This is a genomic window from Pseudomonas sp. IT-P395 (assembly GCF_949767675.1).
Taxonomy (GTDB): domain Bacteria; phylum Pseudomonadota; class Gammaproteobacteria; order Pseudomonadales; family Pseudomonadaceae; genus Aquipseudomonas.
Window position 1 is genome coordinate 16,494 of record NZ_CATKPW010000008.1, and the last position, 23,898, is coordinate 40,391.

Consider the following 23,898-nt stretch of genomic DNA (forward strand, 5'->3'; position numbering starts at 1 on the left):
GCAGCGTGCCGCAGCTCCTTCAGGGGATTTGTGTACAGCTCAGACGCGGAAGGCGCTGATCAGCTGTTTGAGTTCTACCACCTGGGCCGACAACGCCCGGCTGGCATCCTCAGTCTGGTGCGCCCCCTGCGCCGTACGCTCACCGGCGCGGTTGATCTCAACGATATTCTGATCAATGTCATGGGCCACCGCCGTTTGCTGCTCAACCGCCGCAGCGATCTGCTGGTTCTGATCGACGATCATGCCGACCGCACCGAGGATGTTTTCCAGCGCCTGCTGGACCTTCTCCGACTGCCCGACCGTGCCATTGGCCATCTGATGGCTGACGCCCATGGCTTTCACCGCCGCGCCGACACCGCCGTGCAGTTTGGCGATCATCTGTTCGATTTCTTCGGTCGATTGCTGGGTGCGTTTGGCCAGGGTGCGCACTTCGTCGGCAACCACAGCAAAACCGCGTCCCTGCTCGCCAGCACGGGCTGCTTCGATCGCGGCGTTGAGCGCGAGCAAGTTGGTTTGTTCGGCGATGCTCTTGATCACTTCCAGTACACGACTGATCGCCTGGCTGTCACTGGCCAACTGGTTGATCACCAACACCGACTGATCGATTTCGCTGGCCAGCGCGGCAATGCTGCCCTGTTGTGATTCGACCAGACCGCGACCGCTGATAGTCTCGTCATTCACACTGTGGGCACTGCTCACCGCTGCGGCGGCACTGCGCGCCACCTCCAGTGAGGTTGCCGACATCTGATTCATCGCCGTCGCCACTTGCTCAATCTGCGTGCGCTGTCCGGCGACCGCCTGGTTGCTTTGCGCCGAGACGTTTTCAACCTGCCCGGCCTGGCGCTCGACCTCGGCGACGGTCTGCCCCACGCGCTCGATCAAGTCATGAATCTTGCGCACCGTGCCATTGAACACTTCGCCCAACTCACCCAATTCATCGCGACTGTTGGCCATGAAGTTGACCGTCATGTCGCCGGCCGCGACCTTGTCCATCATCGCGCCCAAGCGTTTCAGCGTGGTGCGGGTCGAGGCGTAGAAACCACCATAGAGGTAGAAAATCAGCACAAACACCACCGACAGCGCCACCGCCTGCAAGACCATGTGCGTGCGGTTCTGCGCCAGACGTTGCTGCAATTGAGTGTCGAGGAATTTCAACGTGGCTTCGTTGAGCTGGTAAGTCCGGTCGATCAGCCCGGTGACCTGATCGTAAAACGCCTGCCACGGTGCATCGAGCGTGTCAGCCATCACCACTTGTTCTTCGAACAGTTCGCTGGCCTGTTTCAGCGAGCCCTTGCTGCTCTCGGCCGCCGCGCTGAGGTTTTCCCGCGCGGCTTTGCTGGAGCCGAGGGCGTCCTGCAGCTTCAGGCCGTATTCGGCCTGGAGTTTTTCGATCTGCACCATCAGCTCATCAAAACGCGTGCTCGACGAACTGTTAAGAAAACCCTGGCCCAATGAATACGAACCCATGGCCCGGCCTTCGCCGAGGGTTTGCGTGACGGTCGGCGTGATCAGGGTGACCAGTTCGCTGAGCTGACGGATATCGCTCTGATTATCGCGGCTGAGTCCGGCCTGACTGCTGATGATCTGGCTGAAAATCTGCGCACTGGCCAACAATTTGCCGATCAGCGCGCTTTTGCTTTGCAGCGAGTTTTCCGTTTGCTGGGCCTTGAACGCGGCGATCATTTCATCGCGTTTGCCGTCGAACACCTGAATCTGTTCGGGATCGTCGGTCATCGCCGTCAGCTCTTGCAAGCGCGTCAAAACCGCTTGCTCGAGGGTGGTGATCTGCGCCTCGACATTGCCGGCCTTGCCGGACTGGCCGAGGGTGACGTTGATCTGCACCAGATTGTTGAGGGTTTCCAGATCCCGGCGCAGGGCTAGGCTGCTGCCCAGCAGATCGAGGCTTTGCAGTTCGACCCGAGTGCCCTGGAATTCGCGATAGGAATCGCGCACCAGATAGAAATTGGTCACCAGCATCGGCACCAGGAACAGCACGCTGATCAGGCTGAACTTCATGCCGAAGCTCAGACGGTTCATCAGCGAGACGGCGGGATAGAGCAAGCTCTTCACTGGAAGTCTCCCTTGGTTTTTCTTGTTTTTATTGGCAGGCGCGGGGCGACAGCAGATAGCCACTATCGGGCGCCATCTCTGTATAGCTCAAATCGAAGGGAGGTTTTGTAACTTAAGGTTAACGACATCGCAGCCCGCGACACACAGACCTCCTCGTAGGAGCTACCGCAGGCTGCGATCTTTTGATCTTTCTTTGAATCAGTGAACCAGAACCGTCCACAAGGCAAACCCGGCATACCACAGCACCGCCGCGCGCAACAGCAACTCCCACAGGCAATCGAGGGTATTGATGCCTTCCGGCCCGACCACGGGAGGTGGAATCTCGCCCGCCGCCAGACCGACCCGGTTGATCAGTTGCGCCGCGCTGATATTCCAGTTGAGCAATTCATGCAGCATCACCCGACTGACCGCGACAAAGTTGCCGACCAGCGCCAGACTCGCGGCCAGCAAACGTACCGGCAGCCAGTCAAAGGCATGCCGCAATTGCGCGGCACGCTCGACCAATGCCGGGTTCTGCCCGTGTTCCTGCGCCAGCGCCAGCAGGCGATACGCCAATGCCGCCACCGGGCCGAGCACGAAATACCAGAAGATCACCGCAAAAAAGCTCTGATAAGCCTGCCACAGCAGATGCCCCTGCACGCTTTCAAGCAACTGCTCGCCGCTGTCGGCGCAAATGTTCAGATCGCGTTTGGCCACATGTGCCGCCGCTTGCAGATCCTCGCGGCGCCAGGCATCGCGAAACGGCCCAAGACCGCCAAGCAAGTCGCCGCGCCCCAGACTGTAAATCACCACCAGCAAATGCACCGGCAACGCCAGCAAGCCGTAGGCCACCGGTTCCAGCACCACTAGCAACAGCGCCAGCAACGCCACCGGAAACAGCACCAGAATCGTCAGCACCAGCCAGGGCTGTTTGGCCAGCCGCGCGCTGGTTTCGAGTTTGTTCAGTTCGCGGATCCATCCGCCATCGCGTTGAACCCGATGGCGCAGGGCCGAAAACTTCTCGATCCACAACGCCAGCAGTAACACCAGAAAACTCATTGTCCTTCCTCTTGTGCCAGGGCTGCGCGGTAACGCACCCAGTCGAATGCCGGGCCAGGATCGGTCTTACGCCCGGGTGCAATATCGCTGTGCCCACAAATGCGGGCGCCGGTGATCGCCGGAAATGCGCTTTGCAATTGGCGGGTCAACGCCGTCAACGCCTGATACTGCGCGTCGGTGAACGGTAGATCATCAGTGCCTTCGAGCTCGATGCCCACGGAAAAATCGTTACAGGTTTCCCGTCCTTCGAAGACCGACACGCCGGCATGCCACGCCCGCTCAAGACAGGAGACAAACTGGGTGACCTTGCCGTCACGTTCAATCAGGAAATGCGCCGAGACGCGCAGGTCAGCGATCCCTGCAAAGTAGGGATGTTCGGTGACATCCAGACGATTCTGGAAAAACTCCTGCACCTTGCCCGTGGCAAACTGCGCCGGCGGCAGGCTGATGTTGTGAATGACCAACAGGGAAATTTCGCCCGCCGGGCGTTCATTGAAGTTGGGCGATGGGCAGACCTGCACCCCGTGACACCACCCGCTAGCGGGATCCAACTGCATACCGATTCCTTCAACGCCGACTGTGTAGGCGCCCAGTATGCCGCGATCAGCCCCCGGCGCGCGATCACTTGCCGCGATTGAGTCGCCGCAGATTGCCCAGCACCGACTCCAGCGCGCGGTCGAACAGCAAGGTGTCATCCAGCGCACGTACCGCGCCGCGCTCGAATTCCACGGCCAGCGCGCTGCGGCTGCGCTCCAGCACCTTCATGCCGGTGCGATCGACAAATACATACTTGCCGGTGGCTTCGATGATGGCCGCCAGTTTGCAGCGCAGACTGTGTTCATCGTCTTCCTGAAACGCCACCCAACTGCCCAGGCGCAGTTGCTCGACCTGGCGCAGACCGGCGGCATCGTGGGGCAAGCGTACCGACGTCAATGCCATGCTGCTGTCGTCGGCGGTTTGCAGCACGATCTGCTGCGACACCTCGATCATGGGCGCGGCCTGATCAGCCGCAACGGAACGCTCCAGCACCTGCACATGCAGGGCTTCCAGTTCACTGAAAAACTCGCTGGTGGCAAAGGGGTCAAACGCCGAACTGCTCAGACCATCACGCAGCGACTTGAGCAACCCCGGCACCAGTGCCAGCAAGCGCAAGCTGGATTCAGCGTCTTCATGACGCTGCACACTCCAGATCAATTGCTCCATGGTCTGCACATCGGCCTGCCATTCGGCTGACTGATCACCATGCTTGAGGCACGTCAACAGCAATACTTTGCTCCAGGCGTCCTGTACGAAGGTGACCACGGACGGTGGAAGTACTTTACCCAGCAGCGCTTGATTCAACGCCCGCTCGACCCGGCGCCGCGCCAGCTCGGTTTTCGCTCGCCCCTCTTCGGCGTCACGCAGGCGCTGTTCAAGCAACTCGCTGCGGCGGCGCTCATCGCTGGTGAAGGCGAGAAAATCAGCCAGTAACTCGGAGAAAATCGCCGGATCATCGACAAAATCGGTCAGCAGACGCTGCACCACTTGTTCGATACGCAGGTACAAGCTGTCGCGCGCCTCACCGTCGCAGCCGCCCCAGCCCATGGCCGCCTCGGCGATTTCGTTGAGCAGGCGCCGCGCCGGATGACTGCTGCGGCTGAAGAAACTCTTGTCGAGCACCGCGACCTTGAGCATCGGGATCTGCAACCGGGCGATCAGCGCCTTAAGCGAATCCGGCACATTGCGGTCTTCAAGAATGCAGTCGAAGACCATGGCAATCAGATTGATCACGTCTTCGTCCGCATCGCCCACGATCCGCGATTTGCCACTTCTGACGCTGACCCGGGTCAGCAGTTGTTCGAGCTGATTGCGCAGATCGAAGTCATCCTGAGCCGCCAGCGTCGGCACGTACTGTTGCAAATGCGAGAGCAGGCGCAGCAGGTCGCGAGTGGAAATCGGCTGCGCCGCAACGCTGGATTCCAGCGTCGGCGCGACACTGCCACGGACGTGCGCGAGCAGTTGCTGCAGTGCGGCGAAAACCTCCTGCACGCCTTCGTCGACGGGCGGCGTGTCGTCGCTTTCATCGCTGTTCACATTGGCGATCGCACGATCAATCGCACGGCGCGCCGGGGCCGCTTTCAGCTCGGGCAACACTCCGGTGGCGAGCAGCAATTGATTGGCTTCGGCGTAAAGCTGCTCGGTGTCGGTCAAGACATAACGCTCGAAGAGTTTGAGCAGGATCAGCTTGACCTTGATCTCCACGCCCAGGTTTCGCCCGGCCTGCAGGAAAAACTCGCAAAGCATCGCCGGGCCAAGCGGGTTGTGTTGATCGTCGAGGGTGTTGCCGAGCAGCGCGTTAAGCCGCGCGGTCAGTTGATCGAGCGCGAAGCCGTCACGCTTGAGTACGCGACCAACCATGGTCTCGACCGCCACGCTGCGCTCCATGTCGTCGCTGCGGGGGGCCAACTCGTCGTATATCAAGGCATGGGGCAGCGTGTTGTGCGTGGGATCGTATTGCGTCAGACCGACGAAGGCTTCGAAGAATTGCTCAAGAAAGCCGCGCTCGATGTTTTTACGTTTGAGACGCAGGTCGCGCATGGCTTCGAAAAAGATGTTCTGCTCAATGTCGTTGCGCGCCCGGTCGGCCATTTCAAACAGTGTGTCGTCGGCGTTATCGAACAGTTCCTGCAAACCGTGACGCAGTTGCTGGGCAGCCTTGTCGCGAACCTGAAGCAGAATCACAGGCAGGCGGGCGAGCGGCGAATGATTCGCCTGATCGGTAGCCGCCTTGTGCAAAGGCACTACTTTCCCGTCGTTGTGCATCCAAGCCTCCTGAAACGGTGATTCGTTCGGTCACTTTCAACATAAGCCTCCTGTGGGAGCGAGCTTGCTCGCGAAGGCGATCTGTCAGTGACATTGTTGGTGACTGACACTGCGCTTTCGCGAGCAAGCTCGCTCCCACAGGTCTCAACAACTTTGGCCGCTCTGCACGTCAAAGCTATGACGTCAAATGCAAGGCGAATTATCTTTCATAACTTGCACCCGGCGCCATAGCCGTCAGGGTTTCCCCTATACCGCCCCTTTCAGTGACCACGCCTGGCCGGTTTTGCTCAAAGAAAATCGACCGGATGCAGGCTGCCACGCGCGTTCTCGCCTTGGGTTGGCTCGCGCCATGCCCCTATAATCGAACCACTTTGTTTGTGGAGCCCGTTATGCCGAATCTACGTCTCGCCGATTTGACCGCCGAAATCGAAGCCAACGTGCGCCGTGCGTTGCTCGAAGACATCGGCAGCGGCGACATTACCGCGCAACTGATCCCGGCCGAACGTCTGGCCAAAGCCACCATCATCACTCGCGACGCGGCTGTCATCTGCGGCACCGCTTGGGTCGATGCAGTGTTTCGCCAGCTTGATCCGCGGGTCGCGGTGCACTGGCAAGTGATCGATGGCGAGCGGGTAAAGCCCAATCAACCGCTATTTCATCTGGAAGGCCCGGCCCGTTCGCTGCTGACCGGTGAACGCAGTGCGCTGAACTTCCTGCAACTGCTGTCCGGTGTGGCCACGCGCGCGCAGTACCTGGCCGATTTCGTCGGCACCACTCAGGTCAAGTTGCTCGACACCCGAAAAACCCTGCCAGGCCTGCGGCTGGCGCAGAAATACGCGGTGACCTGCGGTGGCTGCCACAACCATCGCATCGGTCTGTACGACGCGTTCCTGATCAAGGAAAACCACATCGCCGCCAGCGGTGGCATCCCGCAGGCCATTGCCGCCGCGCACAAGATTGCGCCGGGCAAACCGGTGGAAGTCGAAGTGGAAAGTCTGGAGGAGCTGAAAGAGGCACTGGCCGCCGGCGCCGACATCATCATGCTCGACGAACTGAGCCTGGATGACATGCGCGAAGCAGTGCGCCTGAACGGCGGCAAGGCGAAACTGGAAGCCAGCGGCGGCATCAACGAAAGCACACTGCTGCCGATCGCCGAAACCGGGGTGGACTACATCTCGATCGGCGCGATGACCAAGGATGTCAAAGCGGTGGACCTGTCGATGCGCTTGAGCCTCTGAAGGATTCACGCAATAAAAAACGCCAGCCCGGTTGAGGCTGGCGTTTTTGTTTCAGACCACCAGATTATTCATCTCGCAGTACTCGTCCCACTCGACACCCAGCACTTCGGCCGCCTCTTTGTGCAGCACAAGGCGCTGTGCCTCGAACTCCTGCGGCGTGCTCGTGTACTTGAGTGTCAGCTCCCACGGCTGCAGGCCCTGGGCTTCGGCTTCGTCTTCGAATGCCCACTGAATCTGGTCTTTCTGATCGTCGGAACTGAGATCCTTGATCTCTTCCAGCAGCTGGGGCGCATCAAGCTTGTACTTTTCCAGCGCTTGTTCGTGACGTTGCTCTTGAGTTAGTTCGGTCATGGCGTTCTCGCTGATCGTAAGAATGGAGGATGGATCTGGATCATCAAGGATCTCTCTGACGCGGATTTTTCCGGCCTTCGGAACCATTCGGGATCATCTGAAAACTGCTGGGCGATGCTCATGCAGGCACTGAATATAGGACGTTTGCGTGACGAATTACACGGCTCTTTACATCTCTCGCACAAAAAGTTGACCTGCGGAACATAAATGCGGATTTCGAGTCATAGCGATGTGCCACTTCGGCACGTCTTCGCTGTTCACAAGGAAAACCAGTGATGCGCAGCTTTTCGAAGATTCTCTCTGTTGTGCCCGCTACCGCGCTGATGGCTGTTCTGGCCCTGCCTGCAAACGCAATGGCTGTCGAGTTGAGCAGTAGCAGTTCCTCCTACGGCGACAAGGTTGCCCTGATTCACAACGATTACGGCAAAGATGTCGTCATCAGAAGCGACATCAGCGTCGACGAACTGCAAAAAATGCGCGACACGATCAGTGACCAGTCGCGGCAGATCGAAGAGCTCAAACGCAGCAACGGTTCGAACTCCAGCTCCAGCGGCAAGGAAATCGATGATCTGAAAAACAAGGTCAAAGACCAGGACCGTGAACTGGACACGCTAGGTCGTCAGGTCGAAGACCTCAAGCGCAACAGTGGCTCCAGTTCCAACTCGAACAGCAGCGAGATTTCGAATCTGAAGCAGAAAATCAACGATCAGGATCGGGCGATGGATCAGCTCAAACGTACCGTCGAGGATCTGAGCCGCAAGGTGAAATAAGAGAGGTGGTGCCCGAGACAGGAATCGAACCTGCGACCTTCGCGTTACGAGTGCGCTGCTCTACCGGCTGAGCTACACGGGCGGTGGGCTAAACCTAGCACCGGTCTTGAAGTCCGGCAACTTCGCAGAATGTCCGGGTATTTCACAGACAAAAAAATGCCCCACCGTTTTCACGGCGGGGCATTTTTATTGCGCTAACGCTTTGGGCTGATTAAACGCCCGAAGCCTTGGCCGCTGCCACGTCTTTGATGGACAGCTTGATACGGCCGCGGTTGTCCACGTCCAGTACCAGCACTTCCACTTCCTGGCCTTCTTTCAGGATGTCGGTCACTTTCTCTACGCGAGCGTCGCTCAGCATCGAAATGTGCACCAGACCGTCTTTGCCCGGCAGGATGTTGACGAATGCGCCGAAGTCGACGATGCGCTCAACTTTACCGACGTAGATCTTGCCGATCTCGGCTTCAGCGGTAATACCCAGAACGCGCTGACGTGCAGCTTCAGCAGCTTCCTTGGTTTCACCGAAGATCTTGATCGAACCGTCGTCTTCGATGTCGATCGAAGCCTTGGTTTCTTCGCAGATCGCACGGATGGTCGCGCCACCTTTACCGATAACGTCACGGATCTTGTCGGTGTCGATTTTCATCGCGATCATGGTCGGAGCGTTGGCCGACAGTTCGGTACGCGACTGGCCGATGATCTGGTTCATCTGACCGAGGATATTCAGGCGCGCTTCCAGGGCTTGGCCCAGAGCGATCTCCATGATTTCTTCGGTGATGCCCTTGATCTTGATGTCCATCTGCAGCGCAGTAACGCCTTTGGCGGTACCGGCTACTTTGAAGTCCATGTCGCCCAGGTGGTCTTCGTCACCGAGGATGTCGGTCAGGACGGCAAATTTCTCGCCTTCTTTAACCAGACCCATGGCGATACCGGCAACCGGCGCCTTCATCGGCACACCAGCGTCCATCAGGGCCAGGGAAGCGCCGCAAACGGAAGCCATCGAGCTCGAACCGTTGGATTCGGTGATTTCCGAAACCACGCGGATGGTGTACGGGAACACGTCAGCGGCTGGCAGCATGGCCGAAACCGAACGACGGGCCAGACGGCCGTGACCGATTTCACGACGACCAGCGCCACCCATGCGACCACACTCACCTACCGAGAACGGAGGAAAGTTGTAGTGCAGCATGAACGGGTCTTTTTTCTCGCCTTCCAGGGTGTCCAGCAGCTGTGCGTCACGGGCGGTGCCCAGAGTCGCGACTACCAGAGCCTGGGTTTCACCACGGGTGAACAGCGCCGAACCGTGAGTCTTCGGCAGAACGCCGACTTCGATGTTCAGCGGACGTACGGTTTTGGTGTCGCGACCGTCGATACGTGGCTTGCCGTTAACGATGTTTTCGCGAACGGTGCGGTATTCGATTTCGCCGAAAGCGGCTTTGACTTCGCTGGAAGAAGGCTGGCCTTCTTCACCGGACAGCTTGGCAACGACTTGATCCTTCAGCTCGCCCAGACGCGCATAACGGTCGGCCTTGACGGTGATGGTATAAGCCTGGGAGATCGCCTCGCCGAACTCGGCACGGATAGCGCCCAGCAGTTCGGTGGCTTCTGGCGCAGGAGCCCAGGTCCAGGTTGGCTTGGCAGCTTCGGCAGCCAGTTCTTTAACCGCGTTGATCACAACCTGGAACTCGTCGTGAGCAAACAGTACCGCGCCCAGCATCTGGTCTTCGGTCAGCTCTTTGGCTTCCGATTCAACCATCAGTACGGCGTCGGAAGTACCGGCAACGACCATGTCCAGGCTCGAAGCTGCTTGCTGCTCGTAAGTCGGGTTCAGCAGGTAGCCGGTGCTTTCGTGGAAAGCTACGCGAGCGGCGCCGATCGGGCCGTCGAACGGAATGCCCGAGATGGCCAGGGCAGCCGAGGTACCGATCATCGCAGCGATGTCCGGATCGGTCTTTTTGCTGGTGGAAACGACGGTGCAGACAACCTGCACTTCGTTCATGAAGCCTTCTGGGAACAGCGGACGGATCGGACGGTCGATCAGTCGGGAAGTCAGGGTTTCTTTCTCGGAAGGACGGCCTTCACGCTTGAAGAAACCGCCAGGGATCTTACCGGCAGCGTAAGTCTTTTCCTGGTAGTGAACCGACAGAGGGAAGAAGCCCTTGCCTGGATCGGCTTGTTTTGCACCGACTACAGTCACCAATACGCTGACGTCGTCGTCAACGGTGACCAATACTGCGCCGGAGGCCTGACGGGCGATACGGCCAGTCTCGAGGGTAACGGTCGATTGACCGAACTGGAATTTTTTGATTACCGGGTTCACGGTGTCCTACCTTCTTTGTGGCTCTTGGGGGAACTGGTTTCTTGCGAATTCTTGGGCAATGTCGGGAATCGGCCCAACGCCTGTCCAGGGTAAAACGTGTATCCAGATAAAACTTGAGGCTGGGAGCCTGCAAGCCGTCGGCGGTAAACCGCAGACGTCCGACAGACAACCAACCTCATAGCGCAATCGCTGATTAGCGACGCAGACCCAGGCGACCGATCAGAGTCTGATAACGACCCAGATCCTTGCCTTTCAGGTAGTCCAGCAGCTTGCGACGCTGGTTTACCATGCGGATCAGACCACGACGGGAGTGGTGATCTTTACCGTTGGCCTTGAAGTGACCTTGCAGCTTGTTGATGTTGTGGGTCAGCAGTGCAACTTGCACTTCTGGCGAACCAGTGTCACCAACAGCTTGCTGGTAGTCAGCAACGATTTGAGCTTTTTCTTGAACGTCGAGAGCCATGAGGCAATCCTTTTATCAGGAAGCTGTTTCAAAGAAACAACTTCAACAGGCCAGGGACAAATCCCTGTATCTATAAATGAGTAGTGACCGTGCCTGTTAACAGCCACCCTCGCCAGCCTGCTTTGACACAGACCGGTTTCGGTCATTCCGACCGAATCAGTCGACGTGGCGCAATGCGCCCGTCTTCGCTCACTTCACCGATACCGATGAAGCGACCATTGTGATCCTGTACCCGCACCATGCCGAACTTCGGAGCATCCGGGGCACGCACCGGCTGGCCGTTGAGCCAGTAGAACGCGCTCGCTTCCGAGAAGTGCAGCAGCGGCCAATCCTGCAGGCCGCTGTCCGATGGCATCAGGAAGCGATCAACCGCTTCGTTGCCGCCTTCGGCATGAACCGCCTCAAGCTCTTCGAGGGTCACGGTCTGCGCCAGGGTGAAAGGCCCGGCCTGGGTACGGCGCAATTCAGCGACGTACGCACCACAACCGAGTTGCTCACCGATATCCTCCACCAGGGTGCGAATATAGGTGCCTTTGCTGCAATCCACCGCAAGTCGCGCAGTATCGCCTTCGAAGGCCAGTAATTCCAAGCGCGCAATAGTAACAGAACGCGGTTCGCGCTCCACTACTTCGCCTGCACGCGCCAACTTGTACAGCGGCTGGCCATCACGCTTGAGCGCCGAGTACATCGGCGGTATCTGACTGATTTGCCCACGAAATTTCGGCAATGCTGCCTCGATATCGGTGCGACCAACGGTCACCGGGCGCTCCTGCAAAACTTCACCTTCGGCATCCGCCGTGGTGGTGGTCTTGCCCAGCTGCGCCAGGGTTTCATAAGCCTTGTCGGAATCGAGCAGGTACTGCGAGAACTTGGTGGCCTCACCAAAGCACAACGGCAAGACACCGGTGGCCAATGGATCGAGGCTGCCGGTGTGACCGGCCTTCTCGGCATTGAGCAGCCAGCGAACCTTCTGCAACGCGGCGTTGGAAGTGAACCCCAACGGCTTGTCGAGCAAGATGATACCGCTGACGTTACGACGGATACGTTTGACCTGAGCCACCGAATTACTCCTTGGTGTCTTCAGGTTCAGCAGCGACCGGATGCTGATTGTCTTCAGCCACGGCACGCTCGATCAGGGCCGACAGGTGCGCACCACGGACAACGGATTCGTCGTAGTGGAAGTGCAATTGCGGCACGCTGCGCAGTTTCATTTCACGGGCCAGTTGCATCCGCAGGAAACCTGCGGCGGCATTCAGCACCTTGATGCTTTGCGCGATATCTTCGGCGTTGTCCTGGCCCATCACGGTGATGAAGATCTTCGCGTGACCAACGTCACGGCTGACTTCTACTGCGGTAATGGTGACCAGGCCGACGCGCGGGTCTTTGACTTCGCGACGGATCAGTTGAGCCAGCTCGCGCTGCATCTGATCGCCGATACGTTGGGTACGGCTGTATTCTTTTGCCATGATTTTGTTACCTGTTACTGCCCCGCGGCGAAACCCGCAAGGTCTGAAAGCGGCAAACGCCCGGCCTGACAAAAGCCAGACCGGGCGTTGCGTTTAGAGTCCGGGTGATGCGCCACACTGTTGAGTGCGGCCGACCATCACGGCTCCTGAAGTACGCGAGTTAGAGGCTGCGAGCAACCTGAACCTTCTCGAAGACTTCGATCTTGTCGCCGACTTTGACGTCGTTGTAGCTCTTCACGCCGATACCGCATTCCATGCCGGCACGTACTTCGGAAGCGTCATCCTTGAAGCGGCGCAGGGATTCCAGCTCGCCTTCGAAGATAACGATGTCTTCACGCAGTACACGGATCGGACGGTTACGGTGCACAACACCTTCGATCACCATGCAACCAGCGATCGCGCCAAACTTCGGCGAACGGAACACGTCACGCACTTCGGCCACACCCAGGATGTTCTCGCGAACATCGCTGCCGAGCATGCCGGTCAGGGCTTTCTTGACGTCTTCGATGATGTCGTAGATCACGTTGTAGTAACGCATGTCCAGACCTTCCTGCTCGACGATCTTCCGTGCGCCAGCATCGGCACGCACGTTGAAGCCGAACAGTACAGCGTTGGAAGCCAGTGCCAGGTTAGCGTCGGACTCGGTGATACCACCAACGCCGCCGCCCACTACGCGCACTTGTACTTCGTCGTTGCCCAGGCCATTCAAGGCACCGTTCAACGCTTCCAGCGAACCACGGACGTCGGACTTGAGGACGATGTTGAGCGTCTTCTTCTCGGCCTGACCCATGTTTTCGAAGATGTTTTCCAGCTTGCCAGCATGAGCGCGAGCCAATTTGACTTCGCGGAACTTGCCTTGACGGAACAGAGCCACTTCACGGGCTTTCTTCTCGTCGGCAACCACGCTCATCTCGTCGCCAGCGTCCGGAGTACCGTCCAGGCCGAGGATCTCGACAGGGATGGAAGGACCGGCTTCCTTGATTGGCTTGCCGTTCTCGTCGAGCATGGCACGCACACGGCCATAGTTCGAACCGACCAGGACCATGTCGCCTTGGCGCAGGGTACCGTCTTGAACCAGAACGGTTGCAACCGGGCCACGACCTTTGTCGAGACGCGATTCAACCACAACGCCACGGCCAGGAGCCGATGGAGTTGCTTTCAGTTCGAGAACTTCAGCTTGCAGCAGAACGGCTTCAAGCAGCTCGTCCACGCCAGTACCGACTTTCGCCGACACCGGTACGAACGGCGTATCACCGCCCCACTCTTCGGAAGTCACGCCGTGAACCGACAGCTCGCTACGGATGCGATCAAGATCGGCGCCCGGCTTGTCGATTTTGTTCACTGCAACAACCAGTGGAACGCCAGCCGCTACTGCGTGCTGAACAGCTTCAATGGTCTGCGGCATCACGCCATCGTCCGCTGCAACCACCAGAATCACGATGTCGGTCGCCTTGGCACCACGAGCACGCATTGCGGTAAACGCAGCGTGACCCGGGGTATCGAGGAAGGTGACCATGCCGCGTTCGGTTTCAACGTGGTATGCACCGATGTGCTGGGTGATACCACCGGCTTCGCCAGCAGCTACCTTGGCACGACGGATGTAGTCGAGCAGGGAAGTTTTACCGTGGTCAACGTGGCCCATTACGGTCACGACTGGCGCACGGGAGAACGACTCACCTTCAAACTTCAGGGACTCGGCCAGGGAATCTTCCAGAGCGGTGTCGCTGACCAGGGTCACTTTGTGGCCCAGTTCTTCGGCTACCAGTTGAGCAGTTTCCTGATCAAGCACTTGGTTGATGGTCGCTGGAGTACCCAGTTTGAACATGAACTTGATGATTTCAGCAGCCTTGACCGACATCTGATTGGCGAGATCGCCAACAGTGATGGTCTCGCCGATCTGCACATCACGCACGACAGGGCCGGTTGGGCTCTGGAAACCGTGGGCGTTGCGCTTCTTCAGCTTGGCCTTGCCGCGACCACCGCGACGGAAGCCATCGCTTTCTTCGTCGGTAGTGCGTGGCGCCACACGTGGAGCCGGCGCTTTTTCTTTGACCGATGCGCGATGCGGAGCGTTTTTGCGCTCGCCATCACCACCACCGCTGCGACGATTGTTGTCGTCGGCACGCGGCTTGTCAGGACGGCGCTGTTCGTTCTGCTTGTTGCGAACATCAGCAGACGGAGCTGGAGCAGCGGCAACCACCGGCGCGCTTTCGCGAACAGGTTCGGCAGCTGCAGCCGGCGCCGCAACGGCGTCGCTGGTAGCGGTCTGCGCAGCAGCAGGCTGGCGGCGCGCTTCTTCTTCGGCGCGCTGCTTGGCTTCTTCTTCAGCCTTCTGACGAGCAGCATTTTCTACTGCGCGACGCTCATCCAGTTCACGCTTGCGTTCGGCTTCGATTTCTTCCGGGCTACGCTGTACGAAAACTTTCTTTTTGCGAACTTCTACGCTGATGCTTTTGCTACCAGCCACACGCAGGGTGCTGGTGGTTTTACGCTGCAGCGTGATCTTGCGTGGTTCTTCCACTTTCGCCTTGTGGCTGCTTTTCAAGTGAGTCAGCAGGGACTGCTTCTCACTGTCAGTCACATTTTCTTCGGCGGCGGTGTGCGGCAGACCTGCCTCACGCATCTGCTGCAACAGGCGCTCTACCGGTGTTTTGACCTCATCGGCCAGTTGTTTCACCGTGACTTGCGTCATGCACTTCTCTCCTCAGGCCGCGCCTAATTACTCGAACCAGTGGGCTCGGGCGGCCATGATCAACTTGCCGGCACGATCATCGTCAATGCCGTCGATGTCGAGCAGGTCGTCAATAGACTGCTCGGCCAGGTCTTCGCGGGTAATTACGCCGCGCACCGCCAGTTCCATCGCCAAATCCTTGTCCATACCCTCAAGCGAGAGCAGGTCTTCGGCCGGATGGGCGTCTGCCAGCTTTTCCTCAGTAGCGATGGCTTTGGTCAACAAACGATCCTTGGCACGAGCGCGAAGCTCGTTGACGGTATCTTCGTCAAAGCCGTCGATGTTGAGCATTTCTTCCAACGGTACGTAGGCAATCTCTTCCAGGCTGGTGAAGCCTTCATCTACCAGCACCTGTGCCAGGTCTTCGTCGACTTCCAGCTCGTCGATGAAGTTGCGCAGGATGTCGCCGGTTTCTGCTTGCTGCTTAGCCTGGATGTCCGATTCGGTCATCACGTTCAGGGTCCAGCCAGTCAATTGGCTGGCCAGACGCACGTTCTGACCACCGCGACCGATGGCCTGAGCCAGATTGTCTGCGCCAACGGCGATGTCCATTGCATGGGCATCTTCGTCAACGATAATTGCCGCAACCTCAGCCGGGGACATGGCGTTGATCACGAACTGAGCCGGGTTGTCATCCCAGAGGACGATATCAACACGCTCACCGCCCAACTCACCCGACACTGCCTGGACGCGCGAACCGCGCATACCGATGCAAGCGCCCTGCGGGTCGATGCGTTTGTCCTTGGAGCGGACGGCGATCTTGGCGCGCGAACCCGGATCACGGGACGCTGCCATTACTTCGATCAGGCCTTCGGCAATTTCCGGCACTTCGATGCGGAACAGCTCGATCAGCATTTCCGGCGCGGTACGCGACAGGATCAGCTGCGGGCCGCGGTTCTCGGTGCGGATTTCCTTGAGCAGCGCACGCAGACGCACGCCGACACGGAAAGTTTCGCGAGAAATGATGTCTTCACGGGCCAGCAACGCTTCAGCGTTGTTACCCAGATCGACGATCACGTTGTCGCGGGTGACTTTTTTCACGGTGCCGGAGATGATTTCTCCCAGGCGCTCGCGATAAGCGTCGACCACTTGAGCGCGCTCGGCTTCGCGAACTTTCTGCACGATGACTTGCTTTGCAGTCTGCGCAGCGATGCGGCCGAACTCGATGGATTCGATCTTTTCTTCAACGACGTCGCCAACCTTGGCACCTGGATGCGTTTCAGCAACCTTGGTTGGCCAGGTTTCGATGGCCGGATCGTCGAGATCATTCTCTTCGACGACCGTCCAGCGACGGAAAGTTTCGTAAGAACCGGTGTGGCGGTTAATTTCCACACGCAGGTCAACTTCGTCTTCAAAACGCTTTTTGGTAGCAGTGGCCAGAGCCAGCTCCAGCGCTTCAAAAATTACGCTCGCCGGTACGCCCTTTTCATTGGATACCGACTCAACAACCAGCAGTACTTCTTTGCTCATCGTACGCCTCGCCTTTCGCAAGCCATTGGATCCGCGGGATCCGCGTCTCAGTCAAAACTGGGAATAATGTTGGCCTTGTCGATCATATCGATCGGCAACAGGAACTCATGGTCATCTACCTGCACCACGACATCCTGTTCTTCTACACCGCGCAGAAGGCCCTGAAAGTTGCGTCGACCTTCAAAAGGCGAGCGCAGCTTGATCTTCACTTGTTCACCGGCAAATTTTGCAAACTGCTCAAGAGTGAACAGTGGGCGCTCCATGCCAGGCGAGGAAACTTCGAGGGTGTATTCAACGGAGATAGGATCTTCAACATCCAGTACACCGCTGATCTGACGGCTGACAATGGCGCAATCGTCCACCAGCACGCCGCCCTCTTTATCGATATAAACGCGCAACATCGAGTGACGACCCTGAGCCGAAAACTCGATACCCCAGCATTCATAGCCCAGGGCCACGACCACCGGGGCCAGCAAGGCCTGCAACTCTTCTAGCTTGCTCGACACCTGAACCCCCTAGTGCATGATATGTGCATGCTTTGCAAAATAAAAAAATGGGCGAAACGCCCATCCTTGAAACGCCGTCGAACAGCGGCGTTGAAAGTGTCCAGCTAACAAAAAGCCCCTTAAAAGGGGCTCCTTAAACTGGTTGCGGGGGCCGGATTTGAACCGACGACCTTCGGGTTATGAGCCCGACGAGCTACCAGACTGCTCCACCCCGCGACAAAGCTGGGGCGGAAGTATACGACCGATCCCTTATAGGGTCAATGTAACCTTCCACCTGCAAGAAAGCCCGCAACAGCGGGCTCTCCTGACTAATTGGTACCGAGAAGGGGACTCGAACCCCTACACCCTATGGGCACAACCACCTCAAGGTTGCGTGTCTACCAATTCCACCACCTCGGCAAAACTACGTTTGAAACCTTCTTACTTCTGCTCTTGAGCTGGAGGTACGTCAGTCGCTGGAGTAGCCGACTTTTGCTCTTGAAGCACCGGGACATCATCAGAAGCCGGTTGTTGTTGCTTAGGCACTTCCAACACTGCTGGATTTGGGAGACCTGCCTGAGTCAGCTGATGAGCCTTCTCTTTAGCAAAGTAACCTAACCCCAAGCTGGTTATGAAGAAACCGGCGGCAAGTATAGCAGTAAACTTACTAAGAAAGGTAGAGGAACCTTGGCTTCCGAACACAGTATTTGAAGCACCTGCTCCGAAAGACGCGCCAGCGTCCGCACCCTTACCCTGCTGCAGCAAAACCAGAGCAACTACGCCCAATGCACCCAGCAGATGAAAAACGACTACGACTGTTTCCAGCATTTTTTCAGTTTCCCGCGGCGCGACAGATCGCACCGAACTCATCTGCATTCAGGGAAGCTCCACCAATGAGCCCCCCATCGATATCCGGCATGCCGAACAGTTCGACCGCATTGGCCGCCTTCACGCTGCCGCCGTATAGAAGCCGCACACCTCGTGCGACTTCAGAATTCTCTGCCGCCAACTGCTCGCGAATGGCTTTATGCACATCCTGAGCCTGTTGCGGCGTTGCAGTCAGTCCGGTACCAATGGCCCAGACAGGCTCGTAAGCAATGACTGCCTTGGCAAAGGCACCTACACCCAGCTCCTCAATGATACTGCCCAGCTGACGCCCGACAACCTCAAGAGTTTTCCCGGCTTCGCGCTGCTCGAGAGTCTCCCCTACGCACAACACCGGAATCAAGCCGCATGCCTGTGCCGCTGCGAACTTGCGATTCAGCATACCGTCTCGCTCGCCCATTATCTGGCGGCGTTCGGAGTGCCCGACAAGTACCAGGGAACAACCTGCATCCACCAACTGACTCGGAGCAATTTCACCGGTCAATGCACCTTGCATGGCTTCCACCGCAGAATTCTGCGCACCGACCGAAATCGATTTGCCTTTCAAGCCATCAATCACTTGATTGATATACAAGCAAGGCGGAAATACCGCGACATCAACACCGCTTGGCAAGGCCAGATGACGAAGGCCGTTGATCAGCTCAGCGACGCTGGCGCGGGTACCGTGCATCTTCCAGTTACCAGCTACCATAGGGCGACGCATGCTGTACCTCGTCGGTCAAAGTGGGCGCAGATGTTACCCAACACAATCATGGCTTGCAAGCCGAATCAGGCAGAAACTTCAGTTACCAGTTTTGCCAGCTCTTCGGCATAGTTACGAACCTGAGTTTCGTCCTCGCCTTCGACCATTACGCGCACCAGAGGCTCTGTCCCGGACTTGCGCAAAAGCACGCGTCCGCGTCCTGCCATTGCCTGGGTGACGCGCGCACTGGCTTCCTTGACAGCCGGGTGTTCCAGCGGACTTTCGCCACCACCGAAACGCACATTGATCAGCACCTGAGGGCACTTGCGCAAAGCCTGACGTGTTTGCGCCAGTCCTTCATTGCGGGCCTTCAGTGCCATCAGTACTTGCAAAGCTGCGATGATCGCATCACCGGTTGTGGTGTGATTGAAGCAAACGATATGCCCCGAATTCTCGCCACCGACCAGCCAATTGCGCTCAAGCAGTTCGGCGATCACGTAGCGGTCGCCGACATTGGCACGAATGAACGGAATCGAAAGATCGGCCAGCGCCAACTCCAGACCCAGGTTGCTCATCAATGTACCGACCACGCCGCCCTGCAATTTGCCACGCTCATGCAGATCACGAGCGATGATGAACAACAATTCGTCGCCATCAACGATGGCGCCCGTGTGATCGACCATCAAAACCCGATCACCGTCGCCATCAAAGGCAATACCTAGATCAGCATGTTCAGCCAGTACCGCCGCCTGCAGCTGCCCCATATGGGTCGAGCCGCAATTCTCGTTGATGTTCAGACCGTTAGGCTGGGCCGACAGTACGACGACTTCTGCACCCAGCTCCCGGAAGACACTCGGAGCCACTTTATAGGTCGCGCCGTGCGCACAGTCGATTACTATTTTGAGGCCGGAAAAACTGGTACCGGTTGGCACACTGCTCTTGCAAAATTCGATGTAGCGACCCGATGCGTCGTTGATCCGCGAAACCTTGCCGATTTTGCTCGACTCGACCACGGTCATCGGAGTATCGAGCAATTCCTCGATCATCAACTCCAGCTCATCCGGCAGCTTTGTGCCCTTACCGGAGAAAAATTTGATGCCGTTATCGTCATGCGGGTTGTGCGAGGCACTGATCACGATACCGGCCTCAGCCTGGAACGTTCGCGACAGGTAGGCGATGGCCGGCGTCGGCATCGGGCCTAGCAGCATCACATCAGCTCCCGCCGACGTCAGACCAGCCTCAAGTGCCGACTCAAACATATAACCGGAAATCCGCGTGTCTTTGCCGACCAGCACTTTGCAGGCGCCCATTTTGCGAAAGGCCATGCCGGCCGCCCAGCCGAGCTTGAGCATGAAGTCAGGAGTAATCGGGTATTCACCGACTCGACCACGAATGCCGTCAGTACCAAAGTATTTCTTGCTCATAAGTGCTCCATCATTCTTATTCGGCTGATTCCACGGCCGCGATCATCCGCACCACGTCTACCGTTTCCGCCACGTCATGGACACGCAAAATTCGCGCACCTTTTACCGATGCCAATGCAGCCAATGCCAATCCACCGTGCAGCCGTTCGCCCACAGGACGATTCAGGGCGTGGCCAATCATGCTTTTTCGAGAAACACCAACAAGCAGCGGCCGACCCAACGCATGCAGGGCTTCCATGTGCTTGAACAAGCTTAGATTGTGCTGCAGGGTTTTGGCGAAACCGAAACCCGGATCGAGGATGATGCGCTCGGCAGGAATACCTGCCGCCGCACACTGTGTCATGCGCTCAGCGAGAAACTCGCCCACCTCGCGCGTGACATCCTGATACTGCGGATTGTCCTGCATGTCACCGGGCTCACCGAGCATATGCATGAGGCACACCGGTAAACCGGTAGCTGCCGCCGCATCCAGCGCACCATCGCGCTGCAGCGAGCGCACGTCGTTGATCAGCCCGGCGCCCAACCGCGCAGTTTCGCGCATGACGGCAGGAGTAGACGTATCCACCGAGATGATCACATCAAGCTCGCGATTGATCAGCTCGACGATCGGCGCGACGCGCTCAAGCTCCTCAAGCGGAGAGACAGCTCGCGCACCGGGACGCGTGGATTCGCCACCGACATCAATCAGCGTCGCACCGGCTGCAACCATAGCTTCGGCGTGACGCAAGGCCGCATCCAGCTGACTGTATTGGCCGCCGTCGGAGAAAGAATCGGGGGTGACATTGAGAATGCCCATGACATGCGTCTGGGCCAAATCAAGAACCCGGTTGCCGCAAGGCAACCGGGTCAGGGACTGTACAGAAGTCATTTCAAACCTTAAACGTCAGCAGCCGGACCGCCAATCGGTGTTTCCGGACGCTCGTCCCGAACCACTGGTGGTGGCGGAGTACCTGTGCCACCCGACCAGTCGCGAGGCTCGCGAGGTGTACGACCTGCCATGATGTCATCGATCTGTTCAGCATCGATCGTTTCATACTTCATGAGGGCATCAGCCATGGCGTCGAGCTTGTCACGGTTATCCGTGAGAATCTGTTTGGCCGTGCCGTAGCACTGATCAATGATGCTGCGCACTTCGGAGTCGATCAGCTTGGCTGTCTCACCGGAGAAGCTGGCAGCCTGCCCACCACCGCCACGACCGAGGAATACTTCACCCTCTTCTTCGGCATACATCAACGGACCGAGTTTTTCCGACAAGCCCCACTTGGTCACCATGTTCCGCGCAATCTGGCTGGCACGCATGATGTCGTTGGAAGCGCCGGTAGTCACACCGTCGAAGCCCAAGGTCATTTCTTCCGCAATACGGCCGCCGTACAGCGAGCAGATCTGACTGATCAGCGCGCGCTTGGACAGGCTGTAGCGATCTTCTTCCGGCAGGAACATCGTCACACCCAGCGCACGACCGCGCGGAATGATCGACACCTTGTAGACCGGATCATGCTCAGGGACGACGCGACCAACAATGGCATGGCCCGCTTCGTGATAAGCGGTGTTCTGCTTTTCTTTCTCGGACATGACCATCGATTTGCGCTCGGCGCCCATCATGATCTTGTCTTTGGCCAGTTCGAATTCTTTCATTTCAACGATGCGTTTGCCGCTGCGCGCAGCAAACAGCGACGCTTCGTTGACCAGGTTGGCCAGGTCAGCACCCGAGAAGCCCGGAGTACCACGCGCGATTACGGCCGGAGCGACGTCGTCACCCATTGGCACCTTGCGCATGTGAACCTTGAGAATCTGCTCGCGGCCACGGATATCCGGCAAACCAACCACGACCTGACGGTCGAAACGCCCCGGACGCAGCAGCGCAGGGTCGAGTACGTCTGGACGGTTGGTGGCAGCGATAACAATGATGCCGTCATTCATCTCGAAGCCGTCCATCTCAACCAGCAATTGGTTGAGGGTCTGCTCGCGCTCGTCGTGACCGCCACCCATGCCGGCGCCACGATGGCGACCGACGGCGTCGATTTCATCGATGAAGATGATGCAAGGCGCGTGCTTCTTCGCCTGCTCGAACATGTCACGAACACGACTGGCACCGACACCGACGAACATCTCGACGAAGTCAGAACCGGAAATGGTGAAGAACGGAACCTTGGCTTCGCCGGCAATCGCCTTGGCCAGCAAGGTTTTACCGGTACCCGGAGGGCCGACCATCAGCACGCCACGAGGAATGCGGCCACCCAGACGCTGGAACTTGCCCGGATCACGCAGGAACTCAACGAGTTCGCCGACTTCTTCTTTGGCTTCGTCGCAACCAGCAACGTCAGCCAGAGTGGTTTTCACCTGATCTTCGGAGAGCAGGCGCGCCTTGCTCTTGCCGAAGCTCATCGGTCCGCCCTTGCCACCGGCACCGCCCTGCATCTGGCGCATGAAGAACATGAACACCGCGATGATCACCAGGATCGGGAAGCTGGCTACCAGCAACTGGGTCCAGATGCTTTGCTGCTCAGGCTGCTTGCCTTCAACCACAACGTGGTTGTCGACCAGATCGCCGATCAGGCCATTGTCCTGGATTGCCGGACGAATGGTCTTGAAGCTGTCGCCGTCGTTACGCTTGCCGGTAATCACATAACCATCAACGGCTACGCGCTCGACCTTGCCATCCTTGACCTGCTGGATGAAGTCGGAATAGTTGAGGGTCTGCGGCTCGTTAGGGCTGGAGAAGTTGTTCATCACCGTCACCAGGACAGCCGCGATGATCAACCACAGGATCAGATTCTTTGCCATATCGTTCAATTAACTACCCTCTGAAGCAAGCTCCGCTACTGGCGCGCGCTTCGCATGATATTCACCGGCCTAACTTACTACATTACCTACGACTCTGGCAGGCGCCGTCTGTAACCCTTTGTGAAACACTTTCTACACAATATTCGTTAATGCTAGCCGGGCGAAATACTAAAAACCTATCACCCCGCACAAAAACCTCGTTTTACTCGCTACGCCCGCGATAACCCCAAGCCAGCATGTATTGCTCGCGGGAGCTGCCACGAGAGGAGTCCGGCTTGATCATCTGGATCTTGTCGAACTTCTTGCGAGCATCCTTCAGGTAAACATCAAACCCTTCACCCTGAAAAATCTTGATCACGAAATTACCACCCGGCTTGAGTATCCGTTCAGCCAGATCAAGCGCCAACTCGCAAAGGAACATGGCTTTTGGCATATCCACTTCAGGCGTACCACTCATATTGGGGGCCATATCGGAAATCACAAGGTCCACCTGCGAATTACCCACAGCCTCAAGAATCCGCCCGAGCACTTCGTCCTCGGTGAAGTCTCCCTGAATGAAGGTCACGTCAGGGATACTGTCCATTTCCAGGATGTCCGAGGCGATCAGACGCCCCTGACCACCGATCAGCCGGCTGGTGACCTGCGACCAGCCACCGGGCGCTGCACCCAGGTCGACCACGCTCATGCCGGGACGGATCAGCTTGTATTTCTCCTGGATCTCCAGAAGCTTGTAACTCGCACGCGAGCGGTAGCCATCCTTCTGTGCTTGTTTCACATAAGGATCATTGACATGTCTTTTCAGCCAACCAAGGCTTGTCTTGGAACGCGCCATTGGGCACCTCGTTGATAAGGGTCGTGATTAATTGGGCGGATCCACGAGCCCTCGGGTAAAATGGCCGCCATTTTACAGAATCCAGACGAA

Annotated in this window: 20 protein-coding genes and 3 tRNA genes; 2 read left to right on the forward strand and 21 right to left on the reverse strand. The window is 57.8% G+C overall.

All coding sequences use genetic code 11. The features are described from left to right. Positions 1 to 39: 39 nt before the first annotated feature. The 4 genes from ACM6IN_RS06890 to ACM6IN_RS06905 form a co-directional block, all read right to left on the reverse strand. On the reverse strand, positions 40 to 2,070 hold the full coding sequence (locus tag ACM6IN_RS06890) for a methyl-accepting chemotaxis protein (RefSeq protein WP_414915646.1): 2,031 nt from the start codon (positions 2,068 to 2,070) through the stop codon (positions 40 to 42). Between the two features lie 198 nt (positions 2,071 to 2,268). After that, complete coding sequence (gene ampE, locus ACM6IN_RS06895; RefSeq protein WP_150691832.1) at positions 2,269 to 3,108, reverse strand: regulatory signaling modulator protein AmpE; 840 nt, start codon at positions 3,106 to 3,108, stop codon at positions 2,269 to 2,271. After that, positions 3,105 to 3,665, reverse strand: coding sequence for a 1,6-anhydro-N-acetylmuramyl-L-alanine amidase AmpD (gene ampD, locus ACM6IN_RS06900; protein WP_414915647.1), 561 nt, complete (start codon positions 3,663 to 3,665; stop codon positions 3,105 to 3,107). Before ampD ends, ampE begins: the two co-directional genes overlap by 4 nt. A gap of 64 nt (positions 3,666 to 3,729) precedes the next feature. Further along, positions 3,730 to 5,910 carry a DUF1631 domain-containing protein gene (locus ACM6IN_RS06905; protein ID WP_123375778.1) on the reverse strand — a complete coding sequence of 727 codons (2,181 nt, stop codon included), beginning with the start codon at positions 5,908 to 5,910 and terminating at the stop codon, positions 3,730 to 3,732. A 389-nt stretch (positions 5,911 to 6,299) separates the two neighbouring features. Here ACM6IN_RS06905 and nadC point away from each other — a divergent pair, with 389 nt between their 5' ends. Then, the gene (nadC, locus tag ACM6IN_RS06910) at positions 6,300 to 7,148 is read left to right on the forward strand and encodes a carboxylating nicotinate-nucleotide diphosphorylase (protein WP_007915269.1); all 849 of its coding nucleotides are present in this window, start codon (positions 6,300 to 6,302) and stop codon (positions 7,146 to 7,148) included. A 51-nt stretch (positions 7,149 to 7,199) separates the two neighbouring features. On the opposite strand, the gene ACM6IN_RS06915 is transcribed toward nadC, so the two are convergent. Continuing rightward, a complete protein-coding gene (locus ACM6IN_RS06915) occupies positions 7,200 to 7,499 on the reverse strand; it encodes a DUF6388 family protein (protein WP_007915266.1) in 300 nt (99 codons plus the stop codon). Positions 7,500 to 7,774: 275 nt separating this feature from the next. On the opposite strand from ACM6IN_RS06915, the gene ACM6IN_RS06920 reads away from it, so the two are divergent. Then, positions 7,775 to 8,269 (forward strand): hypothetical protein, encoded by a 495-nt coding sequence (locus ACM6IN_RS06920; protein ID WP_007915265.1) that lies wholly within the window; start codon positions 7,775 to 7,777, stop codon positions 8,267 to 8,269. 6 nt (positions 8,270 to 8,275) lie between these two features. On the opposite strand, the gene ACM6IN_RS06925 is transcribed toward ACM6IN_RS06920, so the two are convergent. The 16 genes from ACM6IN_RS06925 to rlmE all read right to left on the reverse strand — a co-directional run bounded on the left by ACM6IN_RS06925 (position 8,276) and on the right by rlmE (position 23,808). Further along, a tRNA-Thr gene (locus tag ACM6IN_RS06925) sits at positions 8,276 to 8,351 on the reverse strand. A 129-nt stretch (positions 8,352 to 8,480) separates the two neighbouring features. Beyond that, positions 8,481 to 10,586 carry a polyribonucleotide nucleotidyltransferase gene (gene pnp, locus ACM6IN_RS06930; RefSeq protein ID WP_007915263.1) on the reverse strand — a complete coding sequence of 702 codons (2,106 nt, stop codon included), beginning with the start codon at positions 10,584 to 10,586 and terminating at the stop codon, positions 8,481 to 8,483. Between the two features lie 193 nt (positions 10,587 to 10,779). Beyond that, on the reverse strand, positions 10,780 to 11,049 hold the full coding sequence (gene rpsO, locus ACM6IN_RS06935; protein WP_003177875.1) for a 30S ribosomal protein S15: 270 nt from the start codon (positions 11,047 to 11,049) through the stop codon (positions 10,780 to 10,782). A gap of 142 nt (positions 11,050 to 11,191) precedes the next feature. Next, on the reverse strand, positions 11,192 to 12,109 hold the full coding sequence (gene truB / locus ACM6IN_RS06940; RefSeq protein WP_007915261.1) for a tRNA pseudouridine(55) synthase TruB: 918 nt from the start codon (positions 12,107 to 12,109) through the stop codon (positions 11,192 to 11,194). A gap of 4 nt (positions 12,110 to 12,113) precedes the next feature. Further along, the gene (gene rbfA, locus ACM6IN_RS06945) at positions 12,114 to 12,515 is read right to left on the reverse strand and encodes a 30S ribosome-binding factor RbfA (protein ID WP_007915259.1); all 402 of its coding nucleotides are present in this window, start codon (positions 12,513 to 12,515) and stop codon (positions 12,114 to 12,116) included. Between the two features lie 160 nt (positions 12,516 to 12,675). Further along, on the reverse strand, positions 12,676 to 15,207 hold the full coding sequence (gene infB / locus ACM6IN_RS06950) for a translation initiation factor IF-2 (RefSeq protein ID WP_007915253.1): 2,532 nt from the start codon (positions 15,205 to 15,207) through the stop codon (positions 12,676 to 12,678). A gap of 27 nt (positions 15,208 to 15,234) precedes the next feature. Continuing rightward, the gene (gene nusA, locus ACM6IN_RS06955; RefSeq protein WP_007915252.1) at positions 15,235 to 16,716 is read right to left on the reverse strand and encodes a transcription termination factor NusA; all 1,482 of its coding nucleotides are present in this window, start codon (positions 16,714 to 16,716) and stop codon (positions 15,235 to 15,237) included. 47 nt (positions 16,717 to 16,763) lie between these two features. Continuing rightward, positions 16,764 to 17,222, reverse strand: a complete 459-nt coding sequence (gene rimP, locus ACM6IN_RS06960; protein WP_007915250.1) for a ribosome maturation factor RimP — start codon at positions 17,220 to 17,222, stop codon at positions 16,764 to 16,766. Positions 17,223 to 17,361: 139 nt separating this feature from the next. Continuing rightward, a tRNA-Met gene (locus tag ACM6IN_RS06965) sits at positions 17,362 to 17,438 on the reverse strand. 97 nt (positions 17,439 to 17,535) lie between these two features. After that, positions 17,536 to 17,621, reverse strand: a tRNA-Leu gene (locus tag ACM6IN_RS06970). Positions 17,622 to 17,642: 21 nt separating this feature from the next. Further along, positions 17,643 to 18,029 carry a preprotein translocase subunit SecG gene (gene secG / locus ACM6IN_RS06975; protein ID WP_016986497.1) on the reverse strand — a complete coding sequence of 129 codons (387 nt, stop codon included), beginning with the start codon at positions 18,027 to 18,029 and terminating at the stop codon, positions 17,643 to 17,645. 4 nt (positions 18,030 to 18,033) lie between these two features. Then, positions 18,034 to 18,789, reverse strand: a complete 756-nt coding sequence (gene tpiA, locus ACM6IN_RS06980; protein ID WP_007915248.1) for a triose-phosphate isomerase — start codon at positions 18,787 to 18,789, stop codon at positions 18,034 to 18,036. Positions 18,790 to 18,854: 65 nt separating this feature from the next. After that, positions 18,855 to 20,192, reverse strand: a complete 1,338-nt coding sequence (glmM, locus tag ACM6IN_RS06985; RefSeq protein ID WP_007915247.1) for a phosphoglucosamine mutase — start codon at positions 20,190 to 20,192, stop codon at positions 18,855 to 18,857. A 16-nt stretch (positions 20,193 to 20,208) separates the two neighbouring features. Beyond that, positions 20,209 to 21,060, reverse strand: coding sequence for a dihydropteroate synthase (folP, locus tag ACM6IN_RS06990; RefSeq protein WP_095114216.1), 852 nt, complete (start codon positions 21,058 to 21,060; stop codon positions 20,209 to 20,211). Positions 21,061 to 21,068: 8 nt separating this feature from the next. Further along, positions 21,069 to 22,976: an ATP-dependent zinc metalloprotease FtsH gene (ftsH, locus tag ACM6IN_RS06995; protein WP_016986501.1), complete on the reverse strand. Its 1,908-nt coding sequence runs from the start codon at positions 22,974 to 22,976 to the stop codon at positions 21,069 to 21,071. Positions 22,977 to 23,178: 202 nt separating this feature from the next. Beyond that, a complete protein-coding gene (gene rlmE, locus ACM6IN_RS07000; protein WP_007915237.1) occupies positions 23,179 to 23,808 on the reverse strand; it encodes a 23S rRNA (uridine(2552)-2'-O)-methyltransferase RlmE in 630 nt (209 codons plus the stop codon). Positions 23,809 to 23,898 lie beyond the last annotated feature (90 nt).